Origin of the sequence: Paenarthrobacter sp. NPDC091669, from assembly GCF_044756725.1 — a bacterium.
In the GTDB taxonomy this organism is placed as follows: domain Bacteria; phylum Actinomycetota; class Actinomycetes; order Actinomycetales; family Micrococcaceae; genus Arthrobacter; species Arthrobacter bambusae_C.
Window position 1 is genome coordinate 55,178 of sequence record NZ_JBIVTK010000010.1, and the last position, 13,742, is coordinate 68,919.

Here is a 13,742-nt window from a genome sequence, read left to right on the forward strand (position 1 = left end):
ATCGTCCAAGGTGAAGGGGTGGGTAAGGGTTGCTCTTCGAGGTTGATTTCGCGGTCAGACCGAAGAGCGTTCTAGCAGCGGACAGTCGACCAATTGCTGGTCGGCAAGGATCGGCTGTCCTGCTGTAAGAGCGGCAAGCGTTTGGACGCCCAAGGCGCCCATTTTTTCGAATGGCAACGCAACCGTGGTCAATTTTGGCCTGAGGTAGGCCGCAATGAGTTCCTGGTTGTCGAAGCCGATCACGGCGATGTCCCCGGGGATGGTCAGGCCCCGTTCTTTGATGGCGTCATAAGCGCCCATCGCCATGCGGTCATTGAGGCAGAACAGGGCCGTTGGCCTGTCCTTCGGTGGATAGCGGTCCAGGATCCGGCATGCTGCGTCGTAGCCGCCGTCCGCCGTTGCGTATCCGGACACCACCAGTTCCGGGTCCAGTTCCAGTCCGGCGGTGGAGAGTGCTTCGCGCGCACCCTCCAACCGCCCTACTGCAGCAGGAATAACCGGGTCAAGGTTGATGACTCCGATCCGCTGGTGGCCGGCTTGGAGCAAACGTTCGACGGCGACCCTGCCACCCCCACGCTCGTCCGGGACGATCGAGGGCAGCTTTCCATCAGCGTCGAAGCAGTTGATCAAGACGGTGGGTACTTCATTGGCGGTCTCGGGAACCCGGACCCCCCGGTGAAAAGTGGCTGCGTAGAGAAGCCCTTCCACTCGTTGCTCCAACAGTTTTTCGATGGCAGCATCCTCCAGGCCCTGGTTGGGTCCTACGGCATCGGCCTGGTCCGATGGCGCGATGAGCAGGAACCGGCGGTCAAGCCAGGCTTGGTCCTGCGCACCCTTGATGATGTCGACGGCGAAGGGTGCCGTGACGATCTCCGTGACGATCCCGTACCAGTCACTGCGCTGTGAAGCCAGCGCACGGGCACCGGCGTTGGGGCGGTAGCCCAATTCCTGCACGGCGTCGTTGATCCGGGTGCGGGTTTCCGCTGAGATGCTGGCATTTTCGCGGTTGCTCAGCACAAAGGAAACAGCAGTCCGGGAAACACCGGCATGTTTGGCGACGTCTTTCATGGTGACCCCGCGCTGTCGGACAGCCGCAGTGCCAGGGGTGGTGCTTTTCGCCATCGAATGCTCCGGTGTTCTTCGGTGTTCTGAGTGTCGGACCAGACCTTCTTTGTCTGGTCCGCCTGCTTGGTAACGCGGAGTTGGTAACGCGCGTTACTAAGCGAGCATGTGACTTAGGTTACCCGCGTTACTTCGAGTCTGTCAACACTCCTGTGAGCCCCTCCGACAAACTAACGTGCGTCAGGTTCTTCCTTGGTTGGTTCCTTCTTGTCGTGGCCGGGGGCGTCGTGGACCTTTCTCGGCATTTTGCCCTCAAGGTGGGCAGGTACGGGAGGATCCTTCTCTTCATCAGTAGACATGAAGCCAGCATAGGTGGATCACGCCGGCGATACCCGGCAGGAAAAGCCCGCGCATGGGTGTATTTCAGGTGGCAATGTCATGGTGAAGGCGCGTCACGCCCACCCTTGTTTTAACCAGCCAACGTATAATCCGAGCATGCCTTTGATGCTCCTCGTACCAGTTATCCATGCCCAGCCTTCCGGCCTTAGCCAGGACGGAGCAGCTCTGTGAGCGGCGGTCTCGTCGCCCTCTTGGATGACATTGCTGCCCTGGCCCGCATCGCGGCCGCTTCAGTGGACGACATCGCAGCAGGAGCCGCCAAGGCCGGGGCCAAAGCCGCCGGCGTTGTGATCGACGACGCCGCCGTCACCCCGCAGTACGTCTCCGGGGCGGACCCATCCCGCGAACTGCCCATGATCAAAAAGATCTTCTGGGGCTCGCTGCGCAACAAGCTGGTGATCATCCTGCCGGCGCTGCTGCTCGTCAGCGCCTTCATCCCGGGAATCATTCCGTTCATCCTCATGCTGGGCGGTTCCTACCTCTGCTACGAGGGCGCCGAAAAGGTCTGGCACAAGCTCCGCGGCCATGCTGATGCCGAGAAAGCACCGGCTGTCCAACGCGGCCCTGAAGCCGAGGCCAAGGTGACCAAGGGCGCCATCACCACCGACTTCATCCTGTCCTGCGAGATCATGGTGATCGCCATGAACGAGGTAGCCACCGAGTCTCTCTGGGCCCGGGCGTTCATCCTGGTCGTCGTAGCGATCGCGATCACGGTCATCGTCTATGGTGCGGTAGGACTCATCGTCAAGATGGATGACATCGGCCTGCACCTGACCACCAAGGACTCCGCGGGCTCCCAACGCTTCGGCCGGCTTCTCGTCAAGGGAATGCCCGCTGTCCTGGCCGCGATCACCTTCATCGGGACCATCGCCATGCTCTGGGTTGGCGGCCACATCATGTTGCAGGGGGCACACGACCTCGGCTGGCACGGCCCGTACGACCTTGTCCATGTCCTCGAGACACCCTTTGCCGGAATTCCCGTTGTGGGTGGCTTCCTCGCATGGCTGGTCAACACACTGTGCTCAGCCATACTCGGCACCATCTGGGGCCTGGTCATCATGGTCATCCTGCACCCGCTTCTGAAGGTGCTGCCGTTCGGCAAGAAAAAGGACGGGCACAAAGAGGGCGATGTCCGTGCTGCGATCTCCGGTCACCGGCCTGCCAAAGGTCATGACGGTCCGGTGTCCTAGCGGGATTCACGGAGCGGAAACGAACCCCAGACTCTTGTCCACCACATTCTGCAGTGGTTCACCCCGGCTGAACCGCTTAAGGTTTTCCACGAAGAGCTTCCCCAGATCATCAAGATAGTCCTGGGTATCGCCGCTCATGTGAGGGGTGAGAATGACGTTGTCCATGATCCACAACGGGTGTTCCGCCGGAAGTGGCTCAGGATGGACCACGTCGAGTGCGGCCCCCGCAATGGATCCAGAGCGAAGCGCGTCCACCAACGCCTCGGTGCGCACCAGTTCCCCCCTGCCCACATTGATGAGGTGCGCCGTGGGCTTCATTGCTGAAAGGACATCCTTGTCCACCAAGCCTTTGGTGTCGTCGGTCAGCGGTGCAGCCAGCACCACGTAGTCAAAGTCGCGGACAACCAGGGCCAGGTGTTTGGAAGAGTGGATCTCTTCAAAGCACCCGTCACCTGGCCGGCTATTGCGCCCGGCACCGCTGACGCGAAGGCCAACGGCAGTGAACAATTCCGCGATTTCCTGCCCAATGGAGCCGGTTCCTACCACCAGCGCACGCTGGCCCTGGACCTTCCGGGTGACCCGATGCCGCCAACGCCTGCCCTGCTGAAGCTTGAGTGAACCTTGCGAATCCTTCGCGATATCCAGGACAAACCCCAGGGCGAACTCGGCTATTGCACGGCTCAGGACGCCGCGCGAGTTCGTGTAGGCAACGTCGCTGGCGATCAGATCATCGAACAGAAGCTGACTGACACCGGCCGCTGAAACGTGGACCCATTTCAGCGTCGAAGCTGCAGCCCAGTTCTCCCGCAGTGCCGGCGAAAAGGAATGCCACTGATACAGCACGTCCGCGCCGTTCATTGCTGCAGCGAGGCCCTCTGCCTTGGTCAGGCGAACTTCGGCCAGCTCTTCGATCTCGTCCAATCGGGGCGGCAAGTCTTCCCGGTACAGGACAGCAACAGTAGGTCGTTGAACGCCTGCGGGCGTCATGTTGACGACGCCGCTGCTGCCGCTGGCTTCGTTCCTGCGGCGGCTTCCGGCCGGCCGACAGCCGCCACGCCGTCGATGGCAGCCAGGACGGCGGCGGTGAACTCCGAGGTGGACGAGGGCCCTCCGACGTCCCGGGTGCCCAGGCCCTCCCGCAAGGCTGACTCGAAGGCCAGTTGCAGGTGCCCGGCAGCTTCCGGATGGCCCAGGTGCTGGAGCATCATTGCTCCGGACCAGATCTGGCCTACGGGGTTTGCCAGGCCCTTGCCCGCGATGTCCGGGGCTGATCCGTGGACGGGCTCGAAGAGGGACGGGAAGTCACCTTCGGGATTGAGATTGGCGCTGGGGGCTACGCCGATGGATCCGGTGACGGAGCTGCCCAGGTCCGAAAGAATGTCGCCCAGCAGGTTGGAGGCGACGATGACGTCAAAGGTCCAGGGTTTCAGGACCAGGTGCGCGGCCAGCGCGTCCACCAGTTCGCTGGTGAGCGTGACGTCGGGATAGAGGCGGGTGGTTTCTTCCACTACTTCGTCCCAGAAGGGCATGGTGTGGATGATGCCGTTGCTCTTGGTGGCCGAGGTCAGCTGCCCTTTCCGGGAAGATGCCAACGATGCGGCGTAGTGCGCGGCCCGTGATACCCCGAGGCGGGTGAAGATGGTTTCCTGGACGGCGGTCTCGTGGGGCAGCCCGCGGTAGGCGCGGCCACCGACCTCCGAGTACTCCCCTTCGTTATTTTCACGCACGATGAGGATATCGATCGGTTCCTTGTTCGCCAGCGGTGACTTGACGCCGTCGAGCGTTTTGACGGGACGCAGGTTGATGTACTGCTGGAATTCACGTCGGATGGGGATCAGGAGTCCCCACAGGGATTCGGCGTCCGGAACCTCCGGAGCGCCGACAGCGCCCAGGAAGATGGCATCGTACTGCGCGAGCTGCTCCAGACCGTCAGGCGGCATCATCCGCCCGTGCTCGACGTAGTAGTCCGAGCCCCAGTCGAAGTGCGTGAACTCGAGGTTGATGGTATGGAGGTGCGCGATCCGTTCGAGGCATTTGATGGCTGCAGGGACAACTTCCTTGCCGATTCCATCCCCCGCGATAACTGCGATTTTGTGGGTTGTCATGACTCATTCCGTTCTGAGGTGAGTTGCTGCCAGTGGGTGGCTGTCCCTGCCAAGGCGATGATGGTGCTTTTGGGTTCGGTCATCTCGCGTACCGCGTGTTTGACACCTTCGCGCCCGACACCGGACTTCTTAAACCCTCCGAAGGGCATGGAGTCAATGCGGACGTCGCTGGTCCCATTGATGACCACGGCACCCACGTGCAGCTTCTCGGCAATGGCCAGGGCCAGTCCGATCGACTCCGTAAAGACGCCGGCCTGCAGCCCGTAGTCCGAGTCGTTGGCAGCACGGATGGCATCAGAGACCTGGATGAATGGCATGATGCTGAGCACCGGACCAAATACTTCCTCGCTGATGACCAGCGCATCAGCCGGCACGTCCGTGAGGACGGTCGGCTGATAGAAGGCCCCACGGCGCTGACCACCCACGTGGACGGTGGCACCAAGCGCTTTGGCCTCCTCCACCCATTCCTCCACCCGGCGGGCTTCAGCTTCGCTGATGAGCGGGCCGACGTCCGTGGAACGATCCAGCTTGGCGCCGACGCGCAGCGCCCGGCTTCCAACGACCACTTTGTCCAGGACGTCATCGAACAAAGAGATATGAACGTAGACACGCTGCACCGACAGGCAGTTTTGGCCCGCCACGCCGAAGGCGCCGGCCACTATCGCCTCGGCAGCTGCCTCGGCGTCTGCGTCTGCGCAGACGATCGTGGCATTGTTGCCGCCGAGTTCAGAGAGGATCTTCTTCGCTCCTGCGGCGGCCGCGATGCGGTCGGCGGTCTTCGGCCCACCCGTGAAAGAGATGAGATCCACCTGGGGATCGGTCACAATAGCTTCCGAGACGCCGGGCCCCGAGACAACGGCCGCCAGGCGACCGGCAGGTACGCCAGCTTCCAACAACAGTTGGATGAAGGCAAGCCCGGTCAGCGGAGTGCGTCCTGAGGGTTTAAGTACGACGCCGTTGCCTCCGATCAACGCCGGGCCCAGCTTATGCGCCACAAGATTGAGCGGATCATTGAAAGGTGTGATCGCCGCGACAATGCCCACGGGCTTCCGGTTGTACCAGCCGATTTTATTGCCCCCGGCGATACTGTCTTCAAACGCCAGAGTCTCCCCTGTCAGTTCGCTCGACGCCCCAGCGGACAGCCGCAACGTCTCGATGCATCGGCGGACTTCACGCTCAGCTTCGGTAATGGTCTTGCTGCTTTCGGCGGCAATGATCTCCGCAAACCGCCCGGACTGGTCCGCTAGCAGCACTGCAGCACGGTCCAAGGCCTCCCGCCGTTCCCGGAGGGTCCACTCACCTTCCTGCAGATGGCGATAAACATAGGCAACCGCCCGCCGTACATCCTGTGGAGTGGAGGAACACACCGTCCCCAAAAGGACGCCGTCTTCGGGGTCCCGGACTTCAAGGATCCTGTCAGCCGTCTCCCAACGGCCCTCCAGGAACGCGCCGCCTGGCAGAGCAGCAATACTTGCCCGCCTGTACGCCGTTTCCTGCCCTGTTTCAGGGCGCGTTTGAGCCACTTTTGTTGATGAACTCATGGGTCCTGCCCTGCCTATTTGATGCGGTCGATGATCTTCGCGGCTCCGCCAATGAAAGGCAGGAACCACGGCGGGCCGAAGTGGCCGGGCACGGGCGGGTTCTTCAGGTCTTCCCACACGTTCGCCTGTTTGTCACCGGCCATGTAGTGCGCCATCCTCTTACCCATATGAGCGGCCATCTGTACGCCGTGTCCGCTATAGCAGAGCGAGTAGAACAGGCCGTCATGAACACCCGCGTGCACCATCTGGTCCATCGAAAGGTCCACCAGGCCGCCCCAGATGTAATCCACCCTGACGTTGGATAGATAGGGAAAAAGTTCGGTCATGGCCTTGTGCAGGATCTCTGCACTTTTGACATCGGAATCCGGGCTGGACAGCGCGAACCGGGCGCGACCACCGAACAGCAGCCTGTTGTCCGGGGTAATGCGGAAGTAGTAGGTGAGCATCTTGCTGTCAGATGCTTGTCGCCTGTTGGGAAGAATGCGGTTGACCACCTCTTCGGACAGCGGCTCAGTGCAGATGATGAAGCTGCCTACCGGAATCACACGACGCTGCAGCCACGGGGTGATGTTGCCCGTGTAGCCGCTTGTGGCCACCAGGACCTGCTTTGCACGGGTAATGCCGCGGGTGGTGTGGACGTCATGGACCGTGCCCGAAACCTTGTTCAGTTCAGTGACGGCTGCGGTCTCGCAGATGTCCACGCCCTTGTCGGCTGCCGCCTTCGCCAGCCCGTGTACGAACTTGCCCACATGAAGACCGGCACCCAGGGGGTCCATCATGGCGCCCTGATAGAAGTCCGTCCCGATTTCGGTGTGGATCTCTGCCTTCGGAATGATCTTCACGTGGTGATCCACGAGGTTCGCAAGCAGCTCCTGGGACTTCAAGAAGCCGTCGTAGTGCGACGTGTGGAACGCAAGCGAGAGCTTGCCGAAGCGCTTGAAGTCGCAGTCGATCCCGTTGTCGGACACCAGCTTCTCGATGGTTTCGATGGCGTCGTTGTATTCACGGAACATGTCAACGGCACGGGGAGCTCCGTAGCGTTTGACTGCCGTACTGAAACCAATGGCCAAACCAGTGGTAGCCATGCCCCCGTTGCGGCCCGACGCACCCCAGCCAACAGTGTGGCGCTCGAAGACAGCAACGCTGGCACCTTGCTTGGCGAATTCAAGGGCTGCGGATAGCCCGGTAAAGCCCGCGCCGATGATCGCAACATCAACATTCTCCGGGACCGGAGTGCGGCGGTAATCGCCGGATGGCTCTGCAGTGTCAAGCCAGTAGGGAACAAGTTTCACGGGGTGGCCTTTCGCCTCGTAGTCGTTTTTAGAGTCCGAGGTGCTTGTTGATCTCGTCCAGGGATTTCGCTGTGCTGAGGTCGTAGCCATGACCAATGGGGTCGTAGCCGCGGTCCAGCATCCAGAGGTTCCGGAAGCCCATGTCGTGCATGGGATGCATGTCGTAGCGGGTGTGGGAGGAGACGTGCAGGAAGTCTTCCGGCTTTGCGTTCAGGGTGTCCAACATGTACTCGAAAGCCTGGTAGCGCGGCTTGTATGCCTGGGCTTGTTCGGCGGTGAAGACTGCGTGGAAGTTTGCGCCGAGCTTGGGAATGCTGATGTCCAGGAAGCTGGTGTCCGCATTGGAAAGTGCCACGAGCTGGTAGTTGTCACCCATCAGCTTCAGCGGGGCCGGCACGTCCTCGTGGGCAACCCAGCCGCGGACTGCGTCAGCGAAAGCTGCGCCGGCACCTTCGGTCGGCCCAATCCCCCAGCGCTTGCACACACGGTCAAAAGAGTCCTGGAGGATCTGCTCGTATGGCTTGTAGTCGCCGAGGACTTCGTCGAAGCGGTATCCGCGGAACTGCTTCTTGAACGTGGGCCACTGCTCTTCAGAGATCCGTCCATCGAGCAGACGCCGGGTGGTGGGATCAATGTCGAAGTTGATCAGGGTGCCGTAGATGTCAAAGGAGATGTACTTCGGCCGGAAGTTGGTCTCTGCCATGTCGATTCCGTTCTTATCACGTGTCGGGGATGGGGGCGGGCTGGCCGCTCATGAAGGTGCCTAATTCGGCGGGGATGCGCCGCAATGTCCTGCACGGCGGGCCGGGAAGATGCTGGACCGCTGTTCCGACTCTAGGACCCGAAATTGTCAATTGTCAACAGTTTTGCCTGAAAACCGGAATGATTCTCAACTGAGGGAGCCGGTCAAAAAGTTTCTGTAAATTGTTGACAATCTACTGTTGAGAGGGTTGCATTGCAGTAGATGACGGAGAGATCCGGATCACATTTCAACTCAAGACTTCTCCCTCCCCACCCCAGACTCCCCTCGAAGGGAAACCACCATGAAGATTCGAACCAACGCGCAGACCGCAGCTGCAGGACTGGCCGTCCTCCTGGCACTGAGCGCATGTGGAGGAACCGCCAACAGCGACTCCGCAGATAACAGCAAGACCGCTGACACCACCGACATTTCCGAAGGTGTCCAGCCGGACTCAGCTGCCGTGGCACTCTTGCCGCAGTCCATCAAGGACAAAGGTGAGCTCACCGTTGCCATGGACCTGCACTACCCGCCCACCACCTTCCTGGCCGAGGACAATACAACCGCGATCGGCCTCAACCCCGATATCGCCAGGCTCATTGCAAAGAAGCTGGACCTGAAGTTGAAGTTCGTAGACACGAAATTCGACACCATTGTTCCCGGACTCGATGGCGGCCGCTTCGATTTCACCGCCACCACCATGTCCAAGACTGAAGAGCGCCTCAAGGTCCTGGACATGATCGACTACTTCAAGGCCGGCAACTCCGTGGCCGTTCCCAAAGGCAATCCGCTCAATCTCACCGTTGAAACCCTGTGCGGCAAGAACATCGCCGTCACCCAAGGATCAACAGGCCAGCTTAAGCGCCTCCCTGCACTCAGTGAACAGAGCTGCACGTCAAAGGGACAACCGGCCATCAATGGCGTGACGTTGCCCAATGTCCAGGACGCCCTGACCCAGCTGCACTCCAAGCGCATTGACGGCATCCTGTACGACACAACTGCACTTGCGTGGGCTGAGAAGCAGCAGCCGGGATCCTTCGAACTGGTCGGCCGCGTTGATGTGGGGGCCAGCGACCTGACGGCAATCGGTTTGAAGAAGGGCTCTCCCTTGACGCCGGCTTTCCAGACGGCGCTGCAGTCCGTTCTTCAGACTCCGGAGTATAAAGAGTCCCTCGACAACTGGGGCCTGGAGTCCGGAGCCATTACCGACGCCAAACTGAACTAGTGGGTGCTCCGATGAAGCAAGCGACCATGGAAAGAAGCAAAGCGATGAGCGGGTTGGATTCGGCGTTGAAGCCGCGGCTGAAGCGGCGCAGCACCTTCGAGTACGTTTCCTGGGTTGTGTGCATCCTGGTCGGGATCGGCGTCCTGAGCTCGGTCGCGACGAACCCGAACTTCAAATGGGACGTCGTAGCGAAGTACTTCACGCACGAATCCATCCTGCGCGGGCTGATGCTCACCATCTTCCTCACCGTGGCAAGCATGGCCCTGGGCACGCTCCTGGGACTTGGCCTGGCCATCATGAGGGCCTCCACCATCAAACCCATCGCAGCCCTCGCCGGGGTCTACATCACGATCTTCCGCGGCACGCCGGTCCTGGTCCAACTGATCTTCTGGTTCAACCTCTCCGCCCTCTACCCGAACCTGAGCATCGGGATCCCGTTCACCGACATCGGCACCGCGATCGACACCAACGCACTCATGGGCCCCATCACCGCGGCCCTGATCGGCCTGACCCTGAACGAAGCGGCCTACATGGCCGAAATCATCCGCGGCGGATTCTCCTCCGTGGGCAAAGGCCAAATCGAAGCGGCCGACTCCCTGGGCATGAGCGGGGCCATGAAAATGCGCAAAGTCATCATCCCCCAAGCCATGCCCTCCATCATCCCGGCCACCGGCAACCAGGTCATCGGCATGTTCAAAGGCACCTCCCTGGTCTCCGTCCTGGGCGTCGCCGAGCTCCTCCAAAGCGCTCAACTCATCTACGCCCGCACCTACGAAACCATCCCGCTGCTGATCGTCGCCAGCCTCTGGTACCTGGTGATGACCATGCTGCTGAGCTACCCCCAATCAAAACTCGAGCGAAAATACTCACACACCTCCGCCCGGGTCCCCCGCAAAGCCCGCAAAGTGACACTCACCGCACCGGAAGGCATCGCACGATGAACGCTGACGGCACCATCCAAGCCCACAAAATCCGGAAATCCTTCGGACCCAAGACAGTCCTCAAAGACGTCGACCTTGAGATCGCCAGCGGCGAAATCTGCTGCATCATCGGCCCCTCCGGCTCCGGGAAATCCACCCTGCTGCGTTGCATCAACGGCCTCGAAACCGTCGACTCCGGCATCCTGAAAGTCAATGGCGAAAACTTCGGCTACTACGAAACCGACAACGCCTACCACGCCCTGCCACCTAAAAAACTGGCCCAACAACGCACCCGCGTGGGCATGGTGTTCCAGTCCTTCAACCTCTTCCCCAACATGACTGCCCGCGACAACGTCATGGCCGGGCCCGTACTGGTCAAGCGTGCCGACAAAAAGCAATCAGCCAAACAAGCCCAGGAACTGCTCACCAGCGTCGGCCTCGGCGCCTTCGGTGACCGCTACCCTGCCGAACTCTCCGGGGGCCAACAACAACGCGTCGCCATCGCCCGGTCCCTGGCCATGAACCCCGAAATCATCCTCTTCGACGAGCCGACCTCCGCCTTGGACCCCGAAAAGGTCGGTGAAGTCCTGGCCGTCATGCAGGACCTCGCCAAAAAAGGCATGACCATGGTGGTCGTCACCCACGAGATGGGTTTTGCCCGCGAAGTAGCAGACTCCCTGATCTTCATGGACGACGGCAACGTCGTAGAACGCGGCGACGCCCGCGAAGTCCTCACCAATCCCAAAGAACCCCGCACCCAGGCCTTCCTCAAGCAGGTCCTCTAACCATGGACGGAAAGCTCGCAATCATCGGTTTGGGCAGCATTGGCAGCATGGCCCTCTGGCAAGCCTCCCGGCTCACCGACTCCGTGGTCGGATTCGAAGCGCACTCCCCTGCCCACGCACGCAGCGCCGCCGGCGGAGACACCCGGCTCTTCAGGATGATTTACCGGGGGAACCCTGTCTATTACCCCATCCTGAGCCGCTCCCGCGAACTCTGGGCGGAACTCGAAGCCGAGACGGGCCAAAGTATTCTGACCCGCTGCGGCGGACTCTCCATCGGCACAAGCGACGGGTCATACCTGAAAAGCCTTCTCGAAACCACACGGGTTACCGGAGCCATCCATCAGGTCCTCAGCCGCGGGGAAATGGCGGAACGCTACCCGCAACACAACCTCCGGCCCGACGACATCGCCGTTTACGACCCCCATGCCGGCGCCCTGCGAACCGATCGTGCCATCACCGCGGCCATCACCGCAGCCGAGGCCAACGGCGCAACAGTGAACACCAACACTCCTATTGACAGCATCACTGAAACCGACACTGGCGTCGTTATCACATCCGGTGCCAATTCCTGGACCTTCGAACGGGTCATTGTCGCCTCAGGGGCATGGTCCAAACAGCTCATGCCCGAATACCTCAGGGCCCACACCGAAACCAAGAGGATCTTCCTTTCATGGTTCGTCGCCCGTGAGGCAGAGCAATTCTCACCGGAGAAGTTTCCGGTCTTCATCAGGATTTCCGGTGATCGCTCCATGTACGGCGCACCAGCAGTGGATGGCGTCACCGTCAAAGCCACGCTCGATGGCCGAGGAGCACCAACTCCCGCCGCCGATTCAGTGCCCCGGGATCTCACCCCTGACGAGATTTCGGAGACAACAGAGACAGTTTCGGAATTCTTCCCTGGTTTGATTCCAAGTATCGTACGCTCCGATGCCTACCCGGACCTCTTCACTTCGGATTCGCAGCCGTTGATGGGCTTCCTCAGTGAGTCCAGCAGGATTTACTCCGCGACGGGGTATTCGGGAGCCGGTTTCAAGATGGCTACCGGCTACGGGGAAATTGCAGCCAGCGAGGCACTGGGCAAGCGCTGGTTTGACGGTTTGGACTTCCTTCGTCCACAGAGATTCCAAGAGTCCTGACGAGTACTGCCCTGATCGCGGAATACCTCATTGATCGCATATTGTTGACAATCTACAGTTCCTAAGAAAGTATGAAGCCATGGCAACACTTAGCCCCATCCTGAAGCAGGCAACCCCCGTGGTTGTCGACCACGCGGCCGGTAGCTGGATCCACGCGACCGACGGCAAGAAGTACCTGGATTTCACCACCGGGATTGGCGTGACGAGCACCGGTCACTGCCACCCCGATGTTGTGGCCGCTGCCCGCGAACAGGTGGGCAAGATTGTCCACGCCCAGTACACCACCGTGATGCATAAGCCACTGCTGGAACTCACCGAACTTCTTGGCAGCTTCTTGCCGCAAGGTTTGGACAGCGTCTTCTACGCCACATCAGGCTCTGAAGCCGTAGAGGCCTCCATTCGCCTCGCGCGTATGGCCACCGGCCGGCCTAACATCATCTCCTTTCAGGGTGGGTTCCACGGTCGGACCGTCGCAGCGGCATCGCTGACAACAGCCGGAACCAAGTTCCGCTCCGGGTTCTCCCCCATCATGGGCGGCGTGCACGTCGCCCCGTTTCCGCACTGGTACCGATACGGCTGGGACGAGGCCACCGCCGTGGAATTCGCGTTGAAGGAACTGGACCACCTCCTGCTGACCATCAGCGCACCAAGCGATACTGCCGGCTTCATCATCGAACCCGTGCTCGGTGACGGCGGCTATATCCCAACCCCCGTAGCCTTCCTCCAAGGACTCCGCGAACGCGCCGACAAGCACGGCATCGTGCTGGTCCTGGATGAGGTTCAGGCCGGGGTGGGCCGCACCGGCAAGTTCTGGGGCCACGACTGGGCCGGAATCACGCCCGACGTCGTCATCACCGCCAAGGGCCTCGCCAGCGGCTTCCCCATCTCGGCAATCGCAGCCTCAGCAGCGCTGATGGGCAAAGCCTGGCCGGGCTCCCAGGGCGGAACCTACGGTGGAAACGCCGTGGCGGCAGCCGCCGGCGTCGCCACTCTCGGCGTCATCCAGCGCGAAAACCTCGTGGAAAACGCGCTTCTTCGCGGCGACGAACTGCGGACGGGTTTGGAGGCACTGCAAACAGAATTCGCCGGAATCGGCAATGTCCGGGGCAGGGGCCTGATGCAGGGCGTCGAGTTCACTGCCGCCGACAAGACCCCGGATGCGTCGACTGCTTTGGCTGTCCAACAGGCCGCCATCAAGGAAGAACTCCTGCTTCTTACCTGCGGTCCGCACGGTAACGTCATCCGCCTCATCCCGGCGTTGAACGTCAGCAGCGACGAGATCCACGTCGGCCTGTCCAAGCTCTCGCAAGCACTCAAGTCGGCCACCTCCTAGTCCCCCTGATTCCTG

General features: G+C 61.0%; 13 protein-coding genes. 6 read left to right on the top strand and 7 right to left on the bottom strand.

Going from position 1 to position 13,742, the window contains the following annotated elements; all coding sequences use genetic code 11:
- Window positions 1–54 precede the first annotated feature (54 nt).
- The gene (locus ACIQLI_RS16865; protein WP_400390451.1) at window positions 55–1,122 is read right to left on the bottom strand and encodes a LacI family DNA-binding transcriptional regulator; all 1,068 of its coding nucleotides are present in this window, start codon (window positions 1,120–1,122) and stop codon (window positions 55–57) included.
- A 170-nt stretch (window positions 1,123–1,292) separates the two neighbouring features.
- Complete coding sequence (locus tag ACIQLI_RS16870; protein ID WP_400390453.1) at window positions 1,293–1,421, bottom strand: hypothetical protein; 129 nt, start codon at window positions 1,419–1,421, stop codon at window positions 1,293–1,295.
- A 207-nt stretch (window positions 1,422–1,628) separates the two neighbouring features.
- Here ACIQLI_RS16870 and ACIQLI_RS16875 point away from each other — a divergent pair, with 207 nt between their 5' ends.
- Window positions 1,629–2,651 (top strand): DUF808 domain-containing protein, encoded by a 1,023-nt coding sequence (locus ACIQLI_RS16875; RefSeq protein ID WP_400390455.1) that lies wholly within the window; start codon window positions 1,629–1,631, stop codon window positions 2,649–2,651.
- A 6-nt stretch (window positions 2,652–2,657) separates the two neighbouring features.
- Here the strand turns inward: ACIQLI_RS16875 and ACIQLI_RS16880 are convergent, their stop codons facing one another.
- The 5 genes from ACIQLI_RS16880 to ACIQLI_RS16900 are packed head-to-tail and all read right to left on the bottom strand — an operon-like array spanning window position 2,658 to window position 8,292.
- A complete protein-coding gene (locus ACIQLI_RS16880; protein WP_400390457.1) occupies window positions 2,658–3,638 on the bottom strand; it encodes a D-2-hydroxyacid dehydrogenase in 981 nt (326 codons plus the stop codon).
- The gene (locus tag ACIQLI_RS16885; protein WP_400390459.1) at window positions 3,635–4,756 is read right to left on the bottom strand and encodes a tartrate dehydrogenase; all 1,122 of its coding nucleotides are present in this window, start codon (window positions 4,754–4,756) and stop codon (window positions 3,635–3,637) included. The genes ACIQLI_RS16880 and ACIQLI_RS16885 overlap by 4 nt, the downstream gene beginning before the upstream one ends.
- The gene (locus tag ACIQLI_RS16890) at window positions 4,753–6,297 is read right to left on the bottom strand and encodes an aldehyde dehydrogenase family protein (protein ID WP_400390461.1); all 1,545 of its coding nucleotides are present in this window, start codon (window positions 6,295–6,297) and stop codon (window positions 4,753–4,755) included. The genes ACIQLI_RS16885 and ACIQLI_RS16890 overlap by 4 nt, the downstream gene beginning before the upstream one ends.
- Before the next feature lie 14 nt (window positions 6,298–6,311).
- Window positions 6,312–7,589 carry an NAD(P)/FAD-dependent oxidoreductase gene (locus ACIQLI_RS16895; RefSeq protein WP_400390463.1) on the bottom strand — a complete coding sequence of 426 codons (1,278 nt, stop codon included), beginning with the start codon at window positions 7,587–7,589 and terminating at the stop codon, window positions 6,312–6,314.
- Between the two features lie 28 nt (window positions 7,590–7,617).
- Window positions 7,618–8,292, bottom strand: a complete 675-nt coding sequence (locus ACIQLI_RS16900; RefSeq protein ID WP_354226425.1) for a haloacid dehalogenase type II — start codon at window positions 8,290–8,292, stop codon at window positions 7,618–7,620.
- 340 nt (window positions 8,293–8,632) lie between these two features.
- Between ACIQLI_RS16900 and ACIQLI_RS16905 the strand changes: the two genes are divergently transcribed.
- From ACIQLI_RS16905 to ACIQLI_RS16925, 5 genes are all read left to right on the top strand, one after another.
- Window positions 8,633–9,553 (top strand): ABC transporter substrate-binding protein, encoded by a 921-nt coding sequence (locus ACIQLI_RS16905; RefSeq protein ID WP_400390465.1) that lies wholly within the window; start codon window positions 8,633–8,635, stop codon window positions 9,551–9,553.
- A gap of 44 nt (window positions 9,554–9,597) precedes the next feature.
- Entirely contained in the window at window positions 9,598–10,494 is an 897-nt protein-coding gene (locus ACIQLI_RS16910; protein ID WP_400390467.1) for an amino acid ABC transporter permease, read from the top strand.
- Window positions 10,491–11,258 (top strand): amino acid ABC transporter ATP-binding protein, encoded by a 768-nt coding sequence (locus ACIQLI_RS16915; protein ID WP_400390469.1) that lies wholly within the window; start codon window positions 10,491–10,493, stop codon window positions 11,256–11,258. Before ACIQLI_RS16910 ends, ACIQLI_RS16915 begins: the two co-directional genes overlap by 4 nt.
- 2 nt (window positions 11,259–11,260) lie before the next feature.
- Entirely contained in the window at window positions 11,261–12,394 is a 1,134-nt protein-coding gene (solA, locus tag ACIQLI_RS16920; RefSeq protein WP_400390470.1) for an N-methyl-L-tryptophan oxidase, read from the top strand.
- Window positions 12,395–12,473: 79 nt separating this feature from the next.
- On the top strand, window positions 12,474–13,727 hold the full coding sequence (locus tag ACIQLI_RS16925) for an aspartate aminotransferase family protein (protein ID WP_400390472.1): 1,254 nt from the start codon (window positions 12,474–12,476) through the stop codon (window positions 13,725–13,727).
- Window positions 13,728–13,742 lie beyond the last annotated feature (15 nt).

Excerpts from the sequence above, each read along its gene's own strand:
- ACIQLI_RS16865 (WP_400390451.1), bottom strand. The coding sequence starts at position 1,122 with ATGGCGAAAAGCACCACCCCTGGCACTGCGGCTGTCCGACAGCGCGGG.
- ACIQLI_RS16905 (WP_400390465.1), top strand. The coding sequence starts at position 8,633 with ATGAAGATTCGAACCAACGCGCAGACCGCAGCTGCAGGACTGGCCGTC.
- solA (WP_400390470.1), top strand. The coding sequence starts at position 11,261 with ATGGACGGAAAGCTCGCAATCATCGGTTTGGGCAGCATTGGCAGCATG.
- ACIQLI_RS16925 (WP_400390472.1), top strand. The coding sequence starts at position 12,474 with ATGGCAACACTTAGCCCCATCCTGAAGCAGGCAACCCCCGTGGTTGTC.
- ACIQLI_RS16910 (WP_400390467.1), top strand. The coding sequence starts at position 9,598 with ATGAGCGGGTTGGATTCGGCGTTGAAGCCGCGGCTGAAGCGGCGCAGC.
- ACIQLI_RS16915 (WP_400390469.1), top strand. The coding sequence starts at position 10,491 with ATGAACGCTGACGGCACCATCCAAGCCCACAAAATCCGGAAATCCTTC.
- ACIQLI_RS16900 (WP_354226425.1), bottom strand. The coding sequence starts at position 8,292 with ATGGCAGAGACCAACTTCCGGCCGAAGTACATCTCCTTTGACATCTAC.
- ACIQLI_RS16885 (WP_400390459.1), bottom strand. The coding sequence starts at position 4,756 with ATGACAACCCACAAAATCGCAGTTATCGCGGGGGATGGAATCGGCAAG.
- ACIQLI_RS16880 (WP_400390457.1), bottom strand. The coding sequence starts at position 3,638 with ATGACGCCCGCAGGCGTTCAACGACCTACTGTTGCTGTCCTGTACCGG.
- ACIQLI_RS16890 (WP_400390461.1), bottom strand. The coding sequence starts at position 6,297 with ATGAGTTCATCAACAAAAGTGGCTCAAACGCGCCCTGAAACAGGGCAG.
- ACIQLI_RS16870 (WP_400390453.1), bottom strand. The coding sequence starts at position 1,421 with ATGTCTACTGATGAAGAGAAGGATCCTCCCGTACCTGCCCACCTTGAG.